The organism is Lysinibacillus sp. NPDC097279, from assembly GCF_044761745.1.
Classification (GTDB): domain Bacteria; phylum Bacillota; class Bacilli; order Bacillales_A; family Planococcaceae; genus Lysinibacillus.
This window is the reverse complement of record NZ_JBIWDA010000001.1, coordinates 1,408,152-1,430,457: the sequence shown is the minus strand read 5'-3', so window position 1 is coordinate 1,430,457 and position 22,306 is coordinate 1,408,152. Positions and strand designations below refer to the sequence as shown.

Here is a 22,306-nt window from a genome sequence, read left to right as displayed (position 1 = left end):
TCTCGTTTATTCTATTTTTTATGGAATTGATGATTGATTTACATGGCATATAGCGGTAACATTTAATGTAAGAATAAGAATGAACAATCATTCATTTTCCATTCGCGTTGTCAATCAAAGGGGGCGTTCATATGAATTTTTCTTATAGTGAAAAAGTAGTAGAACTGCAAGAAAAACTGACGAATTTTATGGAGCACTATATTTATCCAAATGAGGCAGTATATGTGGCACAGGTGGAGGCAATGGAGGATCGTTGGGGAGCGATTCCTCCTATTATGGAAGAATTAAAGCGTAAAGCACAGGAAGCGGGGCTATGGAATCTTTTTTTACCTGATAGCAAGTATGGCGCAGGTTTATCGAATTTAGAATATGCTCCTTTGTGTGAAATTATGGGGCGTTCATTAATAGCACCTGAAGTCTTTAACTGCAATGCACCTGATACGGGGAATATGGAGGTACTTGTACGCTACGGCTCTGAACAGCAGAAAAAAGAGTGGCTAGAACCGCTATTACGTGGGGAGATTCGGTCTTGCTTTGCCATGACAGAGCCAGCAGTAGCTTCAAGTGATGCCACAAACATTGAGGCGAGTATTGAACGTGATGGCGATTATTACGTTTTAAATGGTCATAAGTGGTGGACAACGGGTGCTGGAGATCCACGATGTAAAGTCGCTATTTTTATGGGAAAACATAAGGATTCTACGGCACCTGTACATGAACAGCAATCGATGATTTTAGTACCGATGGATACACCTGGCGTTAAAATAGAGCGTATGTTAACTGCCTTTGGCTATGATCATGCACCAGAAGGACATGGTGAGGTTACGTTTACAAATGTGCGAGTACCTGTGAAAAATATTTTGTGGGGTGAAGGCAAAGGCTTTGCGATTGCACAAGGTCGTTTAGGTCCAGGACGGATTCATCATTGCATGCGCCTAATTGGAGCAGCCGAACGTGCTTTAGAGGAAATGTGTATCCGTTTACAGGAGCGTCATGCTTTCCATCGACCATTAGCAGACCAAGGAGTTATGCGTGAACGGATAGCCGAGTCACGCATTGATATTGAACAGGCAAGACTGCTTACATTAAAGGCTGCTTATATGATGGACACTGTGGGCAATAAAGAGGCGAAGGCTGAAATTGCAATGATTAAGGTTGTTGCACCGAATATGGCATTGCGTGTTATCGATCGTGCCATTCAAGCATTTGGCGCTGCTGGAGTGGGACCCGATACAACATTAGCTGCACAATGGGCCAATTCACGAACTTTGCGTTTAGCAGACGGACCAGATGAGGTACATCGCAATACTGTAGCGAAGTTGGAACTGAAAAAACATGCCAATAAGCAAAAGGAGCTGATTAAATGAGTGTCCTTGATTTATTTTGCTTAAAAGGGAAAACCGCTATTGTTACTGGTGGTGGTCGTGGACTCGGTGCACAAATTGCCCAAGGCTTTGCTGAGGCTGGTGCAAATGTTGTGCTTTGCTCACGAAAAGTGGAGGCTTGTGAGGAAGTGGCTGCACAGCTTGCGAAATTGGGTGTCCAGACACTTGCGCTTGCCTGTGATGTGACAAAACCAGAAGAGATTACGAATGTCGTAACGAAAACGTTGGAAACGTTCGGCAAGATTGATATTTTAGTAAATAATAGTGGCGCCTCATGGGGTACGCCTGCTGTTGACATGCCTTACGAAGCTTGGCAAAAGGTATTTGATGTAAACGTCAATGGCACATTTTTAATGACACAGGCAGTTGGCAAAGTGATGCTTGAACAAAACGCTGGGAAAATTATTAATATTGCCTCAATCGCGGGACTTGGTGGGACACTACCTGATTTTATGGATACGATCGGCTATAACGCAAGTAAAGGTGCAGTGATTACGTTAACGAAAGATTTAGCGGTGAAATGGGGTCCTGCTGGAGTAAACGTTAATGCTATTGCCCCTGGGTTTTTCCCAACAAAAATGTCGAATGTCTTAATTGAACGAGGACAGGATTATTTAATGGGCGCTACACCGTTAAAGCGCTTAGGTTCTGAAAATGATTTGAAGGGAGTTGCATTATTTTTAGCAGCTGCAGCTTCGGATTATGTTACAGGTGAGGTTATTGTCGTAGATGGCGGAATGAGTGCAATTATTTAAGGGGGGTACCTATGGATACGATGCAAGTAAGAAGAAGTGAACGGATCGATGCAGAGCAACTACATGCTTTTTTAAAGCGACAATTCCCAGAGCTACCAGAGGGGAAACTAGAAATTTCTCAATTTAGTGCTGGCCATTCGAATTTAACTTACTGTTTGAAAATTGCGGATTTTGAAGTCGTACTTCGCAGACCACCTCTTGGGCCAGTTGCAAAAAAGGCGCATGATATGAAGCGTGAATTTACAATTTTATCTGCGCTCCATCCGTTTTTAGCCGTTGTGCCAAAACCGTATGTTTATGTCGATGATGATAGCATTATCGGCAGTGATTTTTTCTTAATGGAACGAAAAAAGGGAGTTGTATTGGATACGCATTTTCCACCTAGTACAGAAACGACAGTACAACTAGCCCGTCAGTTGTCTGAAATGATGGTGGAATCATTAGTAGCTCTCCATGCCATACCGTATAAAGAAACGCCCTTAATAGACATGGTCAAGCCTGATGGGTTTATGGAACGCCAGGTGCATAGCTGGATTGATCGATACGATAAAGCTAAAACAGCTGAGCTTTCAGAGGTAGCGGAGCTAACGGCTTGGTTAAAGGCCAATATACCGACGAATGATGAAGCGACAATTATTCATTATGATTATAAATTCAATAATGCGATGTTTTCACAAGATTTTTCACAAATGATTGGGCTTTTTGATTGGGAAATGACAACAGTAGGGGATCCTTTAGCAGATCTTGGTGTTGCGATGAGCTACTGGATGCATGCAGATGATCCAAAAATGTTGTTGTATGCGCTAGGGGAGCCACCGATTACGATTTTACCTGGCTTTTATACAAGAGAAGAATTCATCGCGCGCTATGCAGAGAAAAGTGGTCGTGATGTCTCAGCAATCCATTATTATATAACATTTGCTTATTTTAAATTAGCGGTGATTTGCCAACAGATTTATTACCGCTTTGTAAACGGGCAAACGAAGGATGATCGTTTTGCACAAATGGATACGATGGTAGCTGCACTTATTCAGCAAGCTGCTAAAAGTATTAAGTAAAAGTAGGTTGATAGAGGCTGTTTGATTGTAGATGCTCCTAATTTTCGGGTGCATCTACAATCTTTTTTTGTTGGTTGCGTATGTAATTGTTAGAAAATATCAACAGATTATCCGACACTAATTTTTATATTTTTAAGTTATCCTCTCGCATCATGTCCATTATGTAAAACAAAATATTCACGATAAAGGAATTAAAGAGGTGGAATGTGTGTTCTTTTTTGCGTCTTTCATAACAGAAAGAAGTAATGCCGATTTTTTTAAAAAAATCAGATTCTCATTGAAAAACCTAATCAGTACGCCCATAACAATTTATTTATTGTCATTCTCGCCTGCCTCCTACGAGCATCCACAGCACAACAAAAAAAGAGCAGACGATTTTGTCTACTCTTCTTCAAGTCATTTTAAAACATTATTCGGTACACCAATTTTTAAATCTTCTCCAGTCCCCTTACTTTTCAGAAGAATTCCATCATCAAACTCACTCGGTAGATTAATAATATTAAAATCATTTTCTGCAACACCATTTTCGTTTGTTGTAATTAAATCATTAGTACCAGTAATTTCTTCTGTCTTAATAGCCGCTGAGGGAAATAGTGAATCTGCATGTAGCACTACTTAAAGTTGCACTCAATAAAAGAAAAGCGGCAAATAAACTAGTTATTTTTTGTGTTAATTTCATCTCATGCAACTCCTAAGTGTGTTATTATTTATATACTAGATTAAATTAACTGAAATATTAAATAATTTACAGCTAGAAAGGGTGCATCGTATGTCTTGCAAATATAATAAATATGTAAGCTATATTACTGCAATCGCAATCCTTGTACTAATTTTATTCTTTACTAATAAAGTAAGTAAAGAGGTGTTTTTTCTCTTATTTGCTCCTCTAAATATAACAATGCTAATATTGGGATTTTTAGCGTATAGAAACGCTTTGAAAGATAAAGAAAAGATTGATTTACATGCATCAGATATTAAAAGAAAATTTTAAAAATAGAATGCAAACTAATTAGTATATCTGCTTTTATACAATAGAAAAGAGCAGCTTTCGTAAATGTCGGTAAGCATATTTAATACAAAGTTAGGCTTGCTAAACTAATATATAGTAGGTGTTTATATATGAAAATATTAGTTGATGAGTTTATCAATCATTGCTTGATAGCAGAAGAAACGCAGATGACTGGAGATTATAAAAGAGGAAATAAATCCAATAGGGCATTGCTAGTTATTTTGGATCAACTAAAGCAATCATCCGAACTTGCTACAGCAGTGTTAGATGAGTTGTTTCTACATGAAAATACTTTTGTTTTATATGTTTGCAGTATTTATGCAATTGTAGTGGACTATCGCAGAGCGGATGCTTTAAAAATGCTTGAAAAGATTGCAGGAATGGGACAGAATATGACCAGTTTTCATGCAAGCATAGTTCTTGAACAATATGAATCAGGCGAACTTTTTAAACTGTATGGAGTAAATAAATAAGCTGCCACTAAGGGAATGGCTCAGCAATGATAGTTGAGGGTTTTTTCGAAATTAACTTAAAAGTGGTGATATAGATGGATAGTCAAATGAGTTTACTAATGGAGGTTCATGAATTAATTAAAGAATACTCTAAATTGGGTGATAGCCTAAGTAATCCAGAAAACGCGATAATAGGCGTAGAGGAAGAGTTAAAATTAACTGATGAAGAAGTTAAAGCGTTAAAAGCAAATGAATTTGATTTTCATAGTATATGTGGCATTGAAAAGATTGTTCGCGATCGGATGCTTTCAACCTTTTTTCACTTTTTCTGTATTATAGATAGTGTTGGTGATCCTAAATTTAGAAATGATGATACGGTGTGGTTAGGGCTAAAACTAGAACGGAGAGGTCTAGATGAGGAACGAGAGCATGAGGAATTTCTACACGATATGCTATATGAAGCATTTTGGAAATGGCAAGAAATAAAGTCTAATACATGATTGTAGTTTCGGTTTATGACGCTGTTTAATGAAACAAACATTCATAAAGATAAACAAGTGAAAGCACGCTAAACAGATAGTCCTGTTTAGCGTGCTTTTATTGATTAGGAAAAGATAACGTAAAGTTGAGCTAATGATACTAAACGTGCTTTCCAATTCAAGTTCTTTTTAATTTATTTATTGTAATCTTCTTGCAGGATGCTGTAAATTTCTAAATCAATAACGCCTTTGCCAGACCAGAATGAAGCTTGTCTTAATAATCCTTCTTTTACAAAGCCACTTTTTAACAGCACTTTTTTTGAAGCATCATTCATCGGCATAACCTCTGCTTGAATTCTATTGATGTCAGCTTCGTCAAATAGAAATTTGAGTATTGTTTGCACAGATTCAGTAGCGATGCCCTTATTCCAATAGTCCTCAGCTAAATAGTAACCAATTGTTACCATGTTCACTTTTTGATTAAAATCCATTGCTTCTATTATGCCGACTAATGTGTCTGGCTGATTTTTTAAAAAAATACCCCATTTCACTCGGCTTCTTTTCGTGAAATCACGTTCAAAATGACTAATCATTTTTTGGACCGTCTGGATATTGTGCTTCGGAATAATACCACAGTACTCAAATACTTTCTCATTATCATAGATGGCAAATAACATATCTAAGTGGCTTTCTTCAATTTTTTTAAATTGTAGGTTGCCAGAACTTAATAGCGGGAAGGTTTCAAAGACTTTTTCTACATTCATCTTATTTGTTTTCGCTCCTTAGTCATTTTAATAATTTTGAAAAGCTATTTACATATGTATTTATTAATATTTTCTAGTTCATACATTATATTGTAAAATGCGGCTGGAGTATATCCTTTTTATTGAAAACAATAAAAAAGCTGCAGCGTATGAAATACGCTACAGCTCAGAATTGGTTGTGCCCTTTGATGGTGCTACTCAAAGTAGTATACCACAAAATAAAAAGTTATAGTTGTGTTTATGTATTATAAATCTTTTGAAATCAATAAAAGAAAGTGCCAGTCACTATTTATCTTAATGGGAAACTTCTTTTTATTGGCACTCTGTATATTATTGAATATAGCGTTTGCTAAGTTAATTTAACCCCCTTGATGCTAATAGTCGAGGGGGCTTTCATTTCCATGAGGTTGGTAAATTCTGTGAGTTTACATCAACAATAGTACAAATAATTAAATCTCTATATTAATTATTATCATACTGGATTAGGACAAGGAATAGATTGTTATAGTTCGAATATTTGGAGATGGAGTAGATAGGATGGAAATTGAAATTTGGTAGCTAAAAGACTATTCAATAGACATTTTCCTTCTATTGAAATAGTCAACTCTACGATGAATGACACATAAGTTATAAAAGTCTATTTGAGTTTTGCGAGACGCTATTGTTTGTAAAATAGCAGCAATCGTTTTTCGTCATGAGTATGATAGTCTAATAAAATTACACTGGAAGGAGAACTAAATGAAATGACACAATATCATCAGCAGTCGTCCGCAGAAGTCATGAATAAATTGAGCGTGACCAATAAAGGATTGAGTGATTCTGACGTTCAAAAAAGGCAAGAAGTGTATGGTTTTAATGTATTAGAGGAAGGTAAAAAGATAAGTACACTTGCCGTTTTTTTCGGACAGTTTAAGGATTTATTAGTTATCATTTTAATGATAGCTGCTATTATTTCATTTCTATTAGGTGAAGTAGAAAGCACAATTGTCATTTTAATTGTCATTATTTTAAATGCGATTCTCGGTACTGTACAGCATGTAAAGGCGGAAAAATCTTTAGGCAATTTGAAAGCTTTGTCCTCGCCAATTGCGAAAGTGATGCGAAACAATCAGATTATCGAGATTCCGTCTAAAGATATAGTAGTAGGAGATCTGCTGTATTTAGAGGCGGGTGACTATATAAATGCTGATGGAAGATTAGTAGAGAGCCATAATCTTCATATAAATGAAAGTTCCCTTACTGGTGAATCTTTAGCCGTTGCAAAATTTGCGGACCCCATCAAGGAAGATGTAACGATTGCTGATAAGAAGAATATGGTTTTTACGGGGAGCTTTGTTACGAATGGTCGGGGTATTGTGATTGTTACTGCTATTGGAATGGAAACGGAAATTGGTAAAATAGCCAATTTGCTAGATACTGCGAAAGAAAAGAAGACACCTCTACAAGTTAGTCTAGATCAGTTTGGGGAAAAATTAGCTTTAGGAATTACGATGATCTGTGTAGTTATTTTCACAATTGACCTTGTACGAGGGCGTGAGTTGGTAGAATCCTTCATGTTCGCTGTTTCATTGGCAGTTGCTGCTATACCTGAGGCGTTAAGCTCAATAGTGACCATTGTATTGGCTTTTGGGACTCAAAAAATGGCAAAGGAAAATGCTATTATACGAAAACTCTTTGCTGTTGAAAGTTTAGGGAGTGTCTCTGTTATATGTTCTGATAAGACTGGAACTTTAACTGAAAATAAAATGGTTGTGCAGCATTTATATGTTGATCAAAAAGTTATTCCGCATGATCAACTTAATATGAGAAACACAATCGAAAAAGATCTTATTTGGAAGGCAATATTATGTAATGATGCGCTAGAAAGAGATCATAAAGAAATCGGTGATCCTACTGAAATTGCACTTGTGAAATTAGGAAAGCAATATGACTTTGATGAATTACTCGTCAGAGAAAATTGTCCAAGGGTGGCAGAGCTTCCTTTTGATTCTGATAGAAAGCTTATGAGTACGGTGAATCGTATAAATCAGCAAAATATTATGATTACAAAAGGAGCATTAGATGTTTTACTTTCGAAAATCACGAAAATTCATACTTCTGATGGTTTATTAACTATTACTCATGAGCATAAGAAAAGAATCGAAGAAGTTAACCGAGACTTTTCGATGAATGGTTTAAGAGTATTGGCTATTGCCTACAAGGCGGTATATGAACCACGGGCAATCTCTGTTGTAGACGAAAGAGATTTAATCTTTGTCGGATTAATCGCAATGATGGACCCTCCGAGAAAAGAATCAAAGGCGGCAGTCGAAAGCTGTATTAATGCAGGTATTAAACCTGTAATGATTACAGGTGACCATAAAATAACAGCTACTGCAATTGCTAAGCAAATTGGTATTTTACAGGATCCAACAGAAGCGATTGAAGGAGCTGAAATTGAAAAATTAACTGATCGAGAACTGCAAGATAAAGTGCAAGATTACTCAGTGTATGCTCGCGTAACACCTGAGCAAAAAATACGTATTGTAAAAGCTTGGCAGGAAAAAGGAAACGTCGTTGCTATGACGGGAGATGGTGTTAATGATGGACCAGCCTTAAAGCAAGCTGATATTGGTGTAGCGATGGGGATAACTGGTACCGAGGTGGCAAAAGATGCTTCTTCTATGATTTTAACGGATGATAATTTTTCAACGATTGTCAAAGCAATATCAAATGGAAGAAGTATTTATACAAATATTAAAAATGCCATTTTATTTTTGCTTTCAGGCAATGCAGGGGCGATCTTTGTAGTTTTATATGCAACTGTTTTAGGTTTACCAGTTCCATTTGCGCCTGTCCATCTATTATTTATTAACTTGCTTACTGATAGTTTGCCAGCAATTGCCATAGGGCTGGAACCAAATAATAAAAATACAATGAAGGACAAGCCAAGAAATATTCACACACCATTACTAAATAGAATATTTACAACCCAAGTGATACTTGAAGGATTATTAATTGCTATTTCTACGGCGGTTGCTTTCGAAATAGGGTTGTCAACAGGAGATACTTTAACAGCAAGTACAATGGCATTTACAACGCTATGTTTATCAAGACTCATTCATGGCTTTAACTCCCGTTCCAAACAGTCCATCTTTGCTATCGGTGTGTTTTCGAATAAATATACTTGGTTAGCATTTTTAATCGGCTTTGTTGCTTTACATGTTGTATTATTTGTACCATCGTTTACGAATATATTTGAAGTTGCCCCATTAACTGGCGCACAATTAGGTTTTATTTATAGCTTATCGTTCTTGCCGTTTTTAGTTAATCAATGGTACAAACTATTGTTTGTGAGAAGCAAATAATACACTTAAGTGCCTGGCACTCAATATCAATTGACATTTATGCTCGCTATTTAATAGCGGGCATTTTTGTTTTCAGGATGAGTAAAAGGTATGTCTTTACTTTGTGTAATGGTTATTGGACATAGTCTTCCTTCTTGTTTTTTAAACCATTCTGAAACTGTTCGAATTTTGGATAGTTTTTAGATTTCAAAACGTTTGGAAAATCCTTATTAATAACGAATCACTTCTTTTGTTCATATACTATGTATGCTTCTATAAGGGTAGCTTTCGTGGAAATAAAAGGGGGCTCTTTCGTGAAAAAAGTGCTTTTATTCGGAGATATTGGCATTGATGATACAGCTGCATTAATCTACGCTAGATTACATCAAGAAATAGAAATTGTTGGATTAATTGCAGATTACGGAAACGTATCTAGAGAAGTTGCAGTTTCCAATATTTTGTATTTGATGAAATTGTTTAATTTCCCTAAGGAAATCCCTGTTATTTTAGGGGCAGAAGTACCTTTAACTGGGGAACAGCCAACATACTTTCCAGAAATTCATGGAGAACATGGTCTTGGACCAATTATACTAAATGAAGACTACGATTTTAAAACGGAAAACTTTTTAGAAATCGTAAATATCATAAAAAAATATAAGGATGAGCTGATTATCGTAAATATCGGTCGGCTTACCTCATTAGCTACAATGTTTATCTTCTACAAAGATTTAATGAGAAATGTAAAGGAAATTTATATTATGGGTGGCGCTTTTGGGGTTCCAGGAAATGTAACGTCCATCGCTGAGGCGAACTTTCACGGAGATCCTTTCGCGGTAAATATTGTACTCAACTATGCTAAAAATGTGACAATCATTCCTTTAAATGCAACACAAAAAGCTATTGTTACACCTGGCATGGTGGACTATATCGATCACTTTGGGAAGGCGAAGATTTTCAAACCATTAATGGAGTATTATACGCGTTTTTATAAAGAAAGGGACCCCTCACTTCTAGGGAGTCCTCTTCACGATGCACTAACCCTTATGGCTGTTATGAACCCTGACATGTTCACATATGAGTCATATCCTGTAACCGTCATCGACAAACTGGACGGTCCTGCAAGAGGACAAAGTATTGCAGAGACCCTACCAAATGAAAACCTAAATGCTGGGCAAAAAAAGCATCGGATTGCATTCGATATAAATTATGAAAAGTTTTTTCACAATTTTTTGTCCGTTATGACTGGCCAACAAGTAAACAGCGATTTAAAATAATTGACTTTAACTTTTAAAGAATCTTAGTCATTTATTCGAAAACGCCATTCCTTACGATAACAAAGTCGACATTCACATTCACTTTGATGTCTTTATAAATCTCATGCCATTTTTCTTTTGTCAAATTCGAGTTTCGCACTGTGCTTCTATATTTCTCTCCAAATCCAAAGATATCGGATTGGACCTCCTGACTTTGTGCAATCACTCTCGATATATCCTTTGTTAGTTTTTTACTAATTGCCTTTTCAAGTTCTGCTACCTTTTTAGGGTTGCCTAAATTTATATCTTGGTGTATTTCTAATACGCGTGCTTTCATTTTAATGTTTAGGTCAAATTCTGTTTTAGAAGAATCTACTAACTGAATGTTTCTTTTTGATTGAATGGCATCAAAAGCTATAGGGACTTTTTCTTTGCTCTTCAGTAATGATGGGGGGAGATCATCTTCTTCTAATGTTGTTTCAAATATGCCTACCTTAAATGTATCTCTAACAACTTTGATGTAAAAACTATCTTTCGCTGGGAGTGTACTGACCATTTTGTCATCTTTAAAAAGGGCTACTCCACTTAATTCAACAAGTTCTTCATCTCTTTTTATTATAGGCATGGCTATATCTTTACCCGTCGTATAATAATCGTGAGCAATTTCATGAAGTGTTGGAGAAATTGTATACTCTTGTTTAATGTTTTGTTCTAAAAGCTTATATATATGCTGACCAATGTCATCAATATTTTTATATTCGTATTTAAGTAATGATTCTGCTTTACCTTCTACGACAGCCATATATAAACTATTGCTTACGCTTGCATTTTCAAGGTTTGTATTAATGTAATAATGCAGTTTATCTTTCGCCAATTCTTCGCCAAACAATATGACCCTCATTTGACCGACCATAATCTTTTTAGACAGCTTTCGATTAGACTTCATCCGACTTCCTTTACTCGTTGCGTCCTCTGTTGTAAGAACTTCAACATTACTCTGAAACTCTGGATTTACTTCACGAATAACGGCTGTTGTAGCTATTTCCTCTTCTTTTCCTACATCGTAGCCAACTAAAGTCGTTAAGCCGACTTGATCTAAAATATTGGTCTCTGCACAGCCCCATAAAAAAAGTAATAATAAAAGAAGGATAATAATTGGTCTATGCTTTTTCATTTTTATGCTCCTTCTTTGATCTGAAAATTTTTTTAAGTATCGCGAAGAAAAACAAGATAATCGGATATACAAAGATGATATAAAAAGCTACTTTTCCAAAATACGTGTTAATCGTATCGATTTGGGTACGAGTTTGAATCAGCAGTGAGACAGTGAAAATAAGAAAAGAGAAAATCCATACAAATTTCGTGCTACTTATATTTATTAGTCGTAGAGTTCCTCGATAAGCAGCCCATAAATAGAGACAAAGATTTGGTAAAATAATTAACATCCAAAAACAAACCGCTACAAATTCAAATCGCTCCATAAAAGGAAAACTGATAAAACTAAATAATGTCAGTGTTGCCCATATTGTTTTTAGTAGTTTTCCTTCACTGTAGTAAGTAATGGAAACTAACATCACTGCTAGGTATAGGATGGTTGTAGCCAACAAACCTAAATGTGTATACTTACTGACGTTTTTTTTGTCCTTTATGAAAGGGTAAATTATATTAAGTATTTCAAATCCGATAATTGTAAAGGTCATCGATTGTGCACCTTTTAATATTGAGCTAAAGTTCGTTTCTAAAACAGGAAGTAAACTATCTGCTGTTGAAAACTTCATCGGAAATAGTAACATAGGTAAAATCCATAAAGAGAGTACGATACTAAAAAAAGAAACACCCACAATTACTCGAAGTCCACCCGTGAAAGCATAGATAATGATTATTAGTAAAGTAGCTGATAGAAACCATGCACCGATACTAGGAAAAATCCATGCTTGAATCACTTCCATGTAATTACGTAACACAGACAAAAATGCTACAAAGCAATAAGCTATATAAATGGCGTTTAAAAAATTGCCTATCCACTTGCCGAAGATATCTTGTTGAATCCCATATAAATCATTTGAACCGTATATTTCTAATGTTTTTATCATACAAAAAGCAACGATATGTGAGGCTATGCCAGCCAATAGAACTGAAATCCATGCATCATGTCCCGCATCTTTATATATATAACGTTGAAATCCCTGTATACCGACTCCTATTTGTGCACTGTGAATGACAAAAAAAAGCAAGTAAGCATTTATCATGTTTTGAGGGCCAATTTGTGTAGGATTTTTCATTCATTTCACCTTCATTTCAGCTTTCTTCGGGTTTTACAGGTTCAGGGGCAAATTTTTCCTCATCCGCTGGCCTTGTCATGGCGGGTCTTCTTGCCGTTAACGGCTTAGGCATTCTAATAACGCTATCTAGCATGCCTCTCATTCTAGGTGGATAAAGTGGAGACATATACGGAGCACCTAAACTAGATTGACGTATTAGATGAATTAATATAAAACAAAAGGCTAGCATGATGCCATAAAAACCCCAAAATCCTGCAAGTATAATAATTGGGAACCGAATAAGCCTAATCGCATTACCCATCATATAGCTTGGTGAAGTAAATGATGCCAAGGCGCTTAATGCAATAATAATAAGTAATATATTACTTGTAATACCTGCCTGTACTGCTGCGGTTCCAATTACGATACCACCTACAATACCGATAGTTTGCCCGATTTTTGTTGGTAATCTTGCTCCAGCTTCTCTCAGTAATTCAATAATAAACTCTAGGAGTAATGCTTCGAATATTGGTGGGAAAGGCACTAATGCTCTAGACTCACTTAGTGGAATTAAGAAAGCTTGAGGAATAACCTCATAATGAAAAGTTAACGCTGCAACATAAATCGGTGTTAAATAAACAGATATAAAGAATGCAGTAAGGCGCAATATTCGAACAAAGGTAGCAATTTGCCATCTTAAGTTTTGATCTTCCTGACTCTGAAAAAATTCAGTAAAAGATTGAGGGCAAACAATAGCCATCGAACTACCATCCACGATAATACCCAGTTTTCCATTTAATAGACAATCGCAAAACCTGTCGGGCCTTTCAGTTAGCAACATTTGAGGAAAGACGGACATGGAGTTATCGTCAATCATTTCAGCTAGAACCGCACTATCGAGTAATGCATCTATGTTAAGTTCTGTAACTCTTTGACGTAACGTATTTACCATTTCATCGGAGGCAATACCATTCATATATAAAAGCGTGACGGAAGTATTTGTACGTTTTCCTACTTTTATTTCTTCAATACATAGGTCAGCATTGACTATATAACGACGAACTAAAGAAATATTTGTAGGAAGACTCTCGTTAAATCCAACCTGTGTTCCAATCACTTGTGATTCATTTTCAGGAGCAGACAATGATCGAGATTCTCGGCTCGCAATATTGGCTATTATTAGTTGTGCGAAGCCATTTACATGAATCACAACAGATCCATCTACTATTGCTTCTTTTGCTTCCACTAGATGGCTGATTACAGTAAGCTCAGGTATCGAAAGATTAGCCTTTATGTTTTCTGGTGTTTCATTTGGTTTGTCTTGTAAATTAGCTATAATATCATTATTTAATGTCTGCTTATCGACTAAATTATCAATATAAATCAGACTAATATTGGGAGGAACAGACTTAATAATTAAATCAGATGGATTATTTGTAGCGCCTTTTATTGACTGAATAAAGTAATCTGTTGATTGGGCAATTTTCTCACGATTTTCTTTAGGCATAGGAACTTCTACATGAGTCTTTTTTTTCCTGAAAGGTAGTTTAAATTTCATATTGAATCGTAGGCTCCTCACATTTATTGCTTAGTTTTTAGAATAGACTTTAATAAGATGTTCTATACTTATTTCAATAATTTTCAATCATTCCTATTAGTAAGCAGGAGAGTTGTGGAGAATAATACAAACATGAGATGAGCACGATTTATTAGCTAGCTTAGAAGTGAAATATTATGTGCGGCAAACGATCTGCATCATGCATTGATGCATAGCTATTTTCCGATTATTTGCAAGTTAAGGTTAAGTCAGGGACTCATTTGAGTAACTGGTCTTTTTTTGTTTCCAAAAATTTAATCTTGCCAAGGTACAAACATTTGTTCTAATATGTATACAAACAAGTGTTCTTACATAAGATAGGGAAAGGGAAAATTATTGTGCCATTAGATGTTGCTAGTGGTGCAAAATTTTTTGAATGACTGGCACTGAGGAGGAAAACGAAGATGAGAGAGCAACTGATTAAAGCTATGCAACGCAATCAATTAGTGAACATGATGTATATAGCGAAAGATGGTTCCGTCACAAAAAGGCGTGTAAAAGTCATTAAAATTGTTGGCGATTCATTTCAAGCATTTTGTTTTACAAGACATGCAAGGCGTACTTTTTTAATCAGTAATGTTCTAGCCGTTATTCCTATTGTTCGTAAGGGGCGTGAAGTTGTATGAATTATGAAGGTATGCCGAATAGACCTATTATGTGTATTGATATGAAGTGCTTTTATGCCAGCTGTGTAGCAATGTTACACGGGTTAAATATTCTTGAAAATCCAGTTGCAGTAGTAGCAAACTTTGACCAACCAGGCAGCGTTGTACTTGCTGCATCACCATTGATGAAAGAAAAATTTAAAATCAAAACTGGAAGTCGTCGTTATGAGATACCGAAGCATCCTGACATTAGATTGTTTGAGCCTAAAATGAGTTTTTTTATTCAAATGTCGATGACAATTACCAATTTGATTTCTAATTACGTACCAGTTGAGGCTATACATGTGTATAGTGTGGACGAAAGCTTTGTTGACTTAACTGGTACTGAAAAGCTGTGGGGCTCGCCTGAGGAAACGGCGAAGGAAATACAAAGAGCTATTCTGGACCAATTTAATGTACCAAGTGCAGTCGGAATGGGACCAAACATGTTAATAGCCAAATTAGCTTTAGACCTCGATGCCAAGAAAACTGGTTTTGCCAAATGGACGTATGAGGATATTCCGAAGAAATTATGGCCTGTACGACCTTTATCCGAAATGTGGGGCATAGGAAAACGAATGGAAGCAAATCTAAATGCTATGGGAATAGAAACAGTTGGTGGTTTGGCTAATGCAGATTTAGAAGAATTAGAAGAGCGATTTGGTGTAATGGGCAATCAACTCTATCACCATGCATGGGGAATAGATCTATCCAAATTAGGGGAGCCGTTAATAACAAACGGAGCTTTAAGTTTTGGTAAGGGTCAAATGCTGATGAGAGATTATCACACACGTAAAGATATTTCTGTAGTGCTCTTAGAAATGTGTGAAGACGTAATGAAACGTGCACGTGATGCAGGGTTTGTTGGGCGTACAATTAGCTTAGGTCTTTCATATAGTCATAGTGCCATGACCAAAGGGTTTCATCGATCTAAAACCATTGCAGTACCAACAAGTGAAACGCTTGTGATGTATAAAGCTTGTATTGAATTACTGGATGAGCACTTTGCTGGAGAGCCAGCACGACAATTATCAGTCCGAATATCCAACCTAGAGAAAGAACATAGCATTCAGTTGGATTTATTTGATGAACGCAAACCCCAACGACAAATCATAGGGCCTACAATGGATGCAATACGCAATAGGTTTGGAGCTACCTCTATATTAAGAGCCGTGTCTTATACAAGAGCTGGTACAGCTATTAAACGAGATCGCTTAGTTGGTGGTCATTTGGCATAGGAGTGAATGAAATGATAAAGGATAGAGGGAGTATTAAATGGGCATCGATGATGTTGCCAGAACATTTGGAGCTGCTGAGAGTGTGTAAGCAAACAGAATATATAGAGCCACCAAGAGAGCTAACGGATTGGGAGCTAGAAGAATTACAACAAACAATAAATCAAGCCTATCATCAGCAAAGCGACGTTAAGTTAGAAGTATGGACGGACAGTAAAACTACGCAATGGAATGGATTAATAAAATCAATTAATTTCAATACAAATGAACTTATACTGGAAACACTGATAAGGACTATACGCATTCCATTACAGCATATACAATCAGCACAATTGGAAGCTGATTATTATGATTAAAGCCGATGAAAGACAATTATTACACAAATATTTATTGTTGGAGTTAGCTGTGAAATCATTGCAAATTGATTATCAAAAAGCGGAACAATTTAAAATGAAAATAGTCTTCCTTCCTTTAATGGATTCATTGCTTAAGGAACTACGTCAAGAATATTTTAACCTCAAACGTCAGCTTGCACAGCATCGCATACGCGTAGTAGGATGGCAGCCTGTAGATGAATATTTTAGTGACGTGCAAGTCGCGACGGCAGGTAATGATGTAGTACTCCGTTATGCTAATCAGGCTCTCAAATCACAAGTGGAAAAACTGTTGATTAATCATATAAGCAATAACAAATGACAGGTACTCTTGAGAGACCTGTTTTTTTATAGATTGGCTAGGTAGAAAAATGCTATAACATATGCTACAAAAAAGATATATTTTTTAAAAATTCATTGAAACTTTTTCAACTCTCTTATTCTCTTCTATTTTATAAAGATTAAATTTAGAAAAGAAAGGTGTATTGGAATGAAAGGTAGGAAAAGAATTAGATGGGCTAGAATTGTGGCGGTCATTGTGTTCTTTACTATAATGCTAGGAGCTAGTTATTACTTAATAGGTGGAAAAATAGAGGACCATGGACAAGCTGAAAATCTTGTTAGTAATGCGGCAAGGCTTGTAGAAACCGAAGAAATAGCAGAAGAAAATGAAGCTAACGTGGACGTAATAGAAGAAGTAGAAACAACTGCATTGCGTCCAGATGGAAAATACATAGCGCTTACCTTTGATGATGGACCGAGCTCAAAAGTAACACCACGGGTATTGCAAACTTTAAAGCAACATGAAGCAAAAGCAACTTTCTTTATGCTGGGAAGCAGAGTTGAAATGTATCCAAATATTGCGGCACAAGTAGCTGCTGAAGGTCATGAAATAGCAAATCACACATTTAGTCATCCAAATTTAAAGAAATTGACGCATAAAGAAATGAGAGAAGAAATCGATAAAACAAACAATATTATTGAAGTGGCGACAGGTATAACAGCAACTTTGTTTCGACCTCCATATGGGGTATACAATCAAGATATTTTAAACTATACAAATGCAAATAATTATACTACCATTCTATGGTCTGTTGATTCACTAGATTGGAAAAGTCGTAATCCAGCAACGATAAAAGAAGAAATTTTAAGTAATGTCTCTAATAAATCTATCGTATTAATGCACGATATTCATACTGCAACAGCAGAAGCTTTACCAGAGTTATTAATAACATTAAAAAAAGAAGGATATGAGTTTGTAACAGTATCGGAACTTTTAACACTACAAGAAGAAAAAGTCGATCCCTATTTTGGCAATTGATTGTGCCAAAAAACAAAACTAATTAAAACATTTAGGATATTTGTTCAATCATTCGTAGATTGCATCCCCTCGTATCATTAAAGGGAGGTGAGTCTTTGGATACGCAAGTAGTCGAAGAAAAATTTAACGAAATATATGATAAAACTTATCATCAATGTTTAATATATGTCATTAGTAAATGCAATCATACGAATGTTATTCCTGATATTATTCAAGAAACATATTTAGCACTTTATCAAATACTAAAGAACAAGGGACACGATTATATTAAAAATCCAGAGGCCTATGTAATACGCATCGCTAAATCGAAAATCTACAACCATTATTCTTTAAAGGAAAAAGTAAAAAGCCTCATACCGTTGTTTGATATAAATAAAGAAGATAAAGAATATAATCAGGCTGATATAAATAGTGAACTATACGAGAATGAAATAGAAATTGCATTAGAAAATAAAGAAGTGCTATCGGCTATTTGGCGCTTTTTGCAATCAAAACCACAAAAGGTACAAAAGGTGTTTTATTTATTTTATTATGCTGAACTATCAATTCCTGAAATTGCTCAATTACTGCATTTAAACCAATCGACGATAAAAAACCATATTTACCGCACCACTCACGAAATACGAAAAAAGTTTGGGAAGGACGGTTGAAGCTAAATGAGAGAGCATGAACGAAAAGTATTAAAACGTGTTATTGAAGAAAATTTAGCGAATAAGGAATTGATACGAAAAAAAGTATTAACGAAGGCTGAAAATGAGATGGCTCCGAAGAAGAGAATAACGATCATGAAAATGAAATCTATTGCAATTCCTTTAACGGCATGTCTTATATTTATGTTTTTTGTGAACTTAAGCCCTACATTTGCACTGGCAGTGTCAAAAGTTCCAGTACTAGGGGCAGTAGCCAAAGTAATTACAATAGATGAATATATAGAGAAAACCGATTATATTGATGCGCATATTAAAATTCCACAATTTACTGATATACGTAATCCATCGATAGAAAATCAGATTAATACGATGATTAAGAAAAAAATTGAGAGTCTTGCTGAGAAGGCAAAGCAAGACTCAGCTGAATTCAAGGAAAACTACCTTGGGGATGGGGAGTATGCAGAGGATATTGAATATACGCCGAGTACATACAAATTTGATTATGAAGTGAAAAGTTCAAATGAACAGACGTTGTCATTTATCATTAATGAAACAGAAACAACGAACGGACTAACGTTTGTCACGAAATATTTTTATAATATTGATTTGACAACAGGAAAAGAACTAACACTTGTTGATTTACTAGGTCCCAATTACAAGAAAATAGTAGATCCTGAGATTGAACGCCAAGTGAAGGAGCGTGCCAAGGCTGATGAAAATCTATTATGGTATTATGAGGAATATTACGCTTCAAAGGGAGCTGGGGGAATAGACGAGTTTACATCTAAAAACTTCTATATTAACGAACAAGGGAACCCTGTCATCTTTTTCTATGAATATAACATCGCCCCACCATATGCAGGACCACAGGAATTTGAGATAAAACGATAAGTACTGGGCATTCTATAACGCCAAACAGCAATAATAAAAAAAGAATTTTTATCATATGTGAAAATGTTGCTGAATCGAAAATGAGGTGAAGCTAGTATGTCTATTGAATTAGTCTTAGCATCATTAAATAAAAGACTAGATAAAGAGAACAGCATTACTATCCAAAGGGAAAATGGAGAAATTTTAAATGTAACATGTGAGTGGAATAGTCCAATATCAAACCATGAACTACAGCAATTCACATTAAATACCCATCACGTGTTACCAAAAGAATTATCCTTATTTTTAAAACAAAGTAATGGGGCGAAATTATTTAATGTTGAAGGTCTTGGTTATGATTTCTTTGAAATTTTTAATTTAAGCGAGATGCAAAATTATATAAATGACTATGAGACAAATATCTACTATCAAAGTGCATATGATAGAAATTGGCTTATGATTGGTAATCATAGAGGATATGGTGACTAGATGTTCATTGATTCGCGAAAGGTTGCTAATGGGGAAGAAGATTATCTCCTCTTTGTTCACGAAGGAGAAATTCAAAGATTGCAGATGAATTTTGAAACATGGTTAGACAGATTCATTGTCGCACAAGGGGCTAGATATTGGCTGTGGTAAAGCTCGTTGTAAGCTCGCTAAACAGTATTGAACATCTAGAAGAAGACCAGCTACTTATAAATAAAAAGTAGTTGGTCTTTTTGTATAACATGCAACAGTGAAAATAGTAACTTTACCTTGTATACTATTAAAATGTAAACTAAATATATAGATTTTAACAAAAAATACTTTACAAAATAAACTGAAAAATATTAAAATTATAATAATTGAATGATCGAAAATAGTGAGAAACACATTACAATTCGGAGGAGAGCAAAATGAAGAAATTTAAACTTTTTGCCAGTATTGTAGCTGTTAGTTTGTTAACTATAGGGCTTGGTTCATTTGCAAAGGCGTCCCCAACATATCACGAATATTCAGGAAAAATTCAAATTATAAGTGATTTAGAAACTAATGATGCTGTTAAAGAAAATACGGGCAGTGCTTACAATTTAGTGTCGTATGTTCAGAGGGGTAAATTAGTGTCATGGGTAGAAAAGGGGAATAGGAATGTAACAACAAAAGAAATGTACTCAGAGCGTACGACCGTGCTAATGGATTACTTAGGAAATGCCAGTTCATTAATAGGAGAAAATGTTTATTTAAATATATCTACTTCAATAGGAACGTTTGAATCAGTTGATACTGCAGGAACGTGGACACCTAATTAATCGATTTGATAAAAGACACTTAATTTTTGGTCATTCAATCAATTGATTAAAAATGGTGAAAGTTGAGGTGTTTTGGGTTGCTGATGTATATTAAGCAAGAGTTTAAAAGAGCATTATTATCCAAAATGGGACTTATCACAATAGCCTCCTCTATTCTACTCGTGTTTATTGGTATGCTGGAAGCATTAATATGGATTAATAGTGGGGTTATTTCAATTGTATACGCCTTTTTACAGGGCTATAACGCTGGTACTGCATCATATATTGTCATTACTTTTCCAATTATTGCATGTATGCCGTTCGCGAATTCTTATCGAACAGATATTCAGACAGGATTCCATCATTATATACGATACCGTATGAAAAAAAGCTACTATATGACAATTCGTTTAGCTGTAAATGCACTTGCAGGTGGTGTAGTCGTTGCAATTGGCCCTATTATTGGTTTTACTTTTTTAATGGCTTTAAAACTTCTATTAAATGTACCGATGTTAAGACCCGAGCAAAGATTGGAACCGGTGCTTTTTTTTCAAAGTATCGGTGTAAGTTCTTCAATCATGATGATAATTATGATGATTGGGATTATGTTTTGTTGTGGGATGATTTTTGCAACCCTTGGTTTAGGAATATCGGGGGTAATTCAAAATAAATATATTGCGATATTTATACCGTTTATTTATTTAATTGTTTCAGTGACAGTATTGGCGAAAATTCACCCTGCTTTAAATGCGATGGCATTGTTTGATGTGGATGTCATCGATCGATATAATATTGGCCAAACTTTTCTATATGGCGTTGTGCTTGTTGTAGTGGGGATGACACTATTTTTTATAGGAGGGGCAGCGAAGATTGAAGAGCGGTTTAAAGAGTAAAAAACAATTAAAGCTATATTCATCAAAAAAAAGTATCATTTTCGTTTATATTATGTTGATGTTATATTTCTATAATCTGTTGCTATCGACAAAATTAGTCGAAGGAAATATCTTTGATTTATTACTTCATCTTACGGAGTTTCATCCACTTTTTTATTCCATCTTGCCTGCATTTTTAATCATTCTTATATCGTTATTTTCATTAGGGAATGTGCAAAACTATTTGTTAATTCGATTTCATACGAAACGGCAATGGTATTATGCAAACCTTTTACGAGTGGTAAAGTCAGCTACATATTTCTGTTTAATGCTTGTGGCAATAATGATACTCGAAGCTCTATTTGTATTAGATTTCAATAATCAATGGAGTAATTATAGTGTTAATTACTATAAACATCATACTGAGCTATTGAGAAATAACACGCCTATTTTCTTGACTACGATGTCAGTCGTTCTTTTATGGTTGTTTTTATGTTTTTTCGGAATGCTTTTTTACATAAGCCACTTGTTTTCAGGACGGATTTTATTAGCCTGTACAGTTGTTCTTCTAGTCAACATATTGAATATAGGTGTGTTCCTTTCAAAAATAACGCCTATTTCTTCCTATTTATTTTATGACCATATCAATGTTTTTCAATATACCACTAGCTCAGTTTCTGACATAAGCGAATATCCATATACAATTCTACTATATTGGATTGTGTTAATTTCC

The 22,306-nt window shown here is 35.4% G+C and carries 22 protein-coding genes; 17 read left to right on the top strand and 5 right to left on the bottom strand.

What is annotated here, in order from left to right:
- The first annotated feature begins 131 nt into the window (after positions 1-131).
- Genes ACIQ1H_RS07200 through ACIQ1H_RS07190 form a run of 3 tightly spaced genes read left to right on the top strand, consistent with a single transcriptional unit; the run spans position 132 to position 3,198 of the window.
- On the top strand, positions 132-1,367 hold the full coding sequence (locus ACIQ1H_RS07200; RefSeq protein ID WP_402887638.1) for an acyl-CoA dehydrogenase family protein: 1,236 nt from the start codon (positions 132-134) through the stop codon (positions 1,365-1,367).
- Positions 1,364-2,140, top strand: a complete 777-nt coding sequence (locus tag ACIQ1H_RS07195; RefSeq protein ID WP_402887636.1) for an SDR family oxidoreductase — start codon at positions 1,364-1,366, stop codon at positions 2,138-2,140. The genes ACIQ1H_RS07200 and ACIQ1H_RS07195 overlap by 4 nt, the downstream gene beginning before the upstream one ends.
- An 11-nt stretch (positions 2,141-2,151) precedes the next feature.
- Complete coding sequence (locus tag ACIQ1H_RS07190; RefSeq protein ID WP_402887634.1) at positions 2,152-3,198, top strand: phosphotransferase family protein; 1,047 nt, start codon at positions 2,152-2,154, stop codon at positions 3,196-3,198.
- 396 nt (positions 3,199-3,594) lie between these two features.
- Here the strand turns inward: ACIQ1H_RS07190 and ACIQ1H_RS07185 are convergent, their stop codons facing one another.
- Entirely contained in the window at positions 3,595-3,810 is a 216-nt protein-coding gene (locus ACIQ1H_RS07185) for a hypothetical protein (protein WP_402887632.1), read from the bottom strand.
- A 507-nt stretch (positions 3,811-4,317) separates the two neighbouring features.
- Here ACIQ1H_RS07185 and ACIQ1H_RS07180 point away from each other — a divergent pair.
- Both ACIQ1H_RS07180 and ACIQ1H_RS07175 read left to right on the top strand, forming a co-directional pair.
- The gene (locus ACIQ1H_RS07180; protein ID WP_402887630.1) at positions 4,318-4,680 is read left to right on the top strand and encodes a hypothetical protein; all 363 of its coding nucleotides are present in this window, start codon (positions 4,318-4,320) and stop codon (positions 4,678-4,680) included.
- Between the two features lie 74 nt (positions 4,681-4,754).
- Positions 4,755-5,159 carry a hypothetical protein gene (locus ACIQ1H_RS07175; RefSeq protein WP_402887628.1) on the top strand — a complete coding sequence of 135 codons (405 nt, stop codon included), beginning with the start codon at positions 4,755-4,757 and terminating at the stop codon, positions 5,157-5,159.
- 173 nt (positions 5,160-5,332) lie between these two features.
- Here ACIQ1H_RS07175 and ACIQ1H_RS07170 read toward each other — a convergent pair whose 3' ends face one another.
- Positions 5,333-5,902: a GNAT family N-acetyltransferase gene (locus tag ACIQ1H_RS07170; RefSeq protein ID WP_402887626.1), complete on the bottom strand. Its 570-nt coding sequence runs from the start codon at positions 5,900-5,902 to the stop codon at positions 5,333-5,335.
- 743 nt (positions 5,903-6,645) lie between these two features.
- On the opposite strand from ACIQ1H_RS07170, the gene ACIQ1H_RS07165 reads away from it, so the two are divergent.
- Entirely contained in the window at positions 6,646-9,249 is a 2,604-nt protein-coding gene (locus ACIQ1H_RS07165; protein ID WP_402887624.1) for a cation-translocating P-type ATPase, read from the top strand.
- A 242-nt stretch (positions 9,250-9,491) separates the two neighbouring features.
- The gene (locus ACIQ1H_RS07160) at positions 9,492-10,502 is read left to right on the top strand and encodes a nucleoside hydrolase (RefSeq protein WP_402887622.1); all 1,011 of its coding nucleotides are present in this window, start codon (positions 9,492-9,494) and stop codon (positions 10,500-10,502) included.
- Between the two features lie 31 nt (positions 10,503-10,533).
- Here the strand turns inward: ACIQ1H_RS07160 and ACIQ1H_RS07155 are convergent, their stop codons facing one another.
- Genes ACIQ1H_RS07155 through ACIQ1H_RS07145 form a run of 3 tightly spaced genes read right to left on the bottom strand, consistent with a single transcriptional unit; the run spans position 10,534 to position 14,300 of the window.
- The gene (locus ACIQ1H_RS07155; protein WP_402887620.1) at positions 10,534-11,655 is read right to left on the bottom strand and encodes a Ger(x)C family spore germination protein; all 1,122 of its coding nucleotides are present in this window, start codon (positions 11,653-11,655) and stop codon (positions 10,534-10,536) included.
- A complete protein-coding gene (locus tag ACIQ1H_RS07150; RefSeq protein ID WP_402887618.1) occupies positions 11,642-12,763 on the bottom strand; it encodes a GerAB/ArcD/ProY family transporter in 1,122 nt (373 codons plus the stop codon). The genes ACIQ1H_RS07155 and ACIQ1H_RS07150 overlap by 14 nt, the downstream gene beginning before the upstream one ends.
- A gap of 16 nt (positions 12,764-12,779) precedes the next feature.
- Positions 12,780-14,300 carry a spore germination protein gene (locus ACIQ1H_RS07145; protein ID WP_402887616.1) on the bottom strand — a complete coding sequence of 507 codons (1,521 nt, stop codon included), beginning with the start codon at positions 14,298-14,300 and terminating at the stop codon, positions 12,780-12,782.
- A gap of 443 nt (positions 14,301-14,743) precedes the next feature.
- Here ACIQ1H_RS07145 and ACIQ1H_RS07140 point away from each other — a divergent pair, with 443 nt between their 5' ends.
- The 10 genes from ACIQ1H_RS07140 to ACIQ1H_RS07095 all read left to right on the top strand — a co-directional run bounded on the left by ACIQ1H_RS07140 (position 14,744) and on the right by ACIQ1H_RS07095 (position 21,594).
- Positions 14,744-14,965, top strand: a complete 222-nt coding sequence (locus tag ACIQ1H_RS07140) for a transcriptional regulator (protein WP_172771337.1) — start codon at positions 14,744-14,746, stop codon at positions 14,963-14,965.
- Positions 14,962-16,221, top strand: a complete 1,260-nt coding sequence (locus ACIQ1H_RS07135; protein ID WP_402887614.1) for a Y-family DNA polymerase — start codon at positions 14,962-14,964, stop codon at positions 16,219-16,221. The genes ACIQ1H_RS07140 and ACIQ1H_RS07135 overlap by 4 nt, the downstream gene beginning before the upstream one ends.
- Positions 16,222-16,232: 11 nt before the next feature.
- Complete coding sequence (locus ACIQ1H_RS07130) at positions 16,233-16,574, top strand: YolD-like family protein (protein WP_402887613.1); 342 nt, start codon at positions 16,233-16,235, stop codon at positions 16,572-16,574.
- Complete coding sequence (locus ACIQ1H_RS07125) at positions 16,567-16,914, top strand: YhjD family protein (protein ID WP_172771340.1); 348 nt, start codon at positions 16,567-16,569, stop codon at positions 16,912-16,914. Before ACIQ1H_RS07130 ends, ACIQ1H_RS07125 begins: the two co-directional genes overlap by 8 nt.
- 168 nt (positions 16,915-17,082) lie before the next feature.
- Positions 17,083-17,913 carry a polysaccharide deacetylase family protein gene (locus ACIQ1H_RS07120; protein WP_402887612.1) on the top strand — a complete coding sequence of 277 codons (831 nt, stop codon included), beginning with the start codon at positions 17,083-17,085 and terminating at the stop codon, positions 17,911-17,913.
- Positions 17,914-18,008: 95 nt separating this feature from the next.
- Positions 18,009-18,563: an RNA polymerase sigma factor gene (locus ACIQ1H_RS07115; protein ID WP_402887611.1), complete on the top strand. Its 555-nt coding sequence runs from the start codon at positions 18,009-18,011 to the stop codon at positions 18,561-18,563.
- A gap of 6 nt (positions 18,564-18,569) precedes the next feature.
- Positions 18,570-19,454 (top strand): DUF3298 and DUF4163 domain-containing protein, encoded by an 885-nt coding sequence (locus ACIQ1H_RS07110; protein ID WP_402887610.1) that lies wholly within the window; start codon positions 18,570-18,572, stop codon positions 19,452-19,454.
- A gap of 96 nt (positions 19,455-19,550) precedes the next feature.
- Entirely contained in the window at positions 19,551-19,922 is a 372-nt protein-coding gene (locus tag ACIQ1H_RS07105; protein ID WP_402887609.1) for an SMI1/KNR4 family protein, read from the top strand.
- 407 nt (positions 19,923-20,329) lie between these two features.
- Positions 20,330-20,722 (top strand): hypothetical protein, encoded by a 393-nt coding sequence (locus ACIQ1H_RS07100; protein WP_402887607.1) that lies wholly within the window; start codon positions 20,330-20,332, stop codon positions 20,720-20,722.
- Between the two features lie 83 nt (positions 20,723-20,805).
- The gene (locus ACIQ1H_RS07095) at positions 20,806-21,594 is read left to right on the top strand and encodes a hypothetical protein (RefSeq protein ID WP_402887606.1); all 789 of its coding nucleotides are present in this window, start codon (positions 20,806-20,808) and stop codon (positions 21,592-21,594) included.
- The last annotated feature ends 712 nt before the right edge of the window (positions 21,595-22,306 follow it).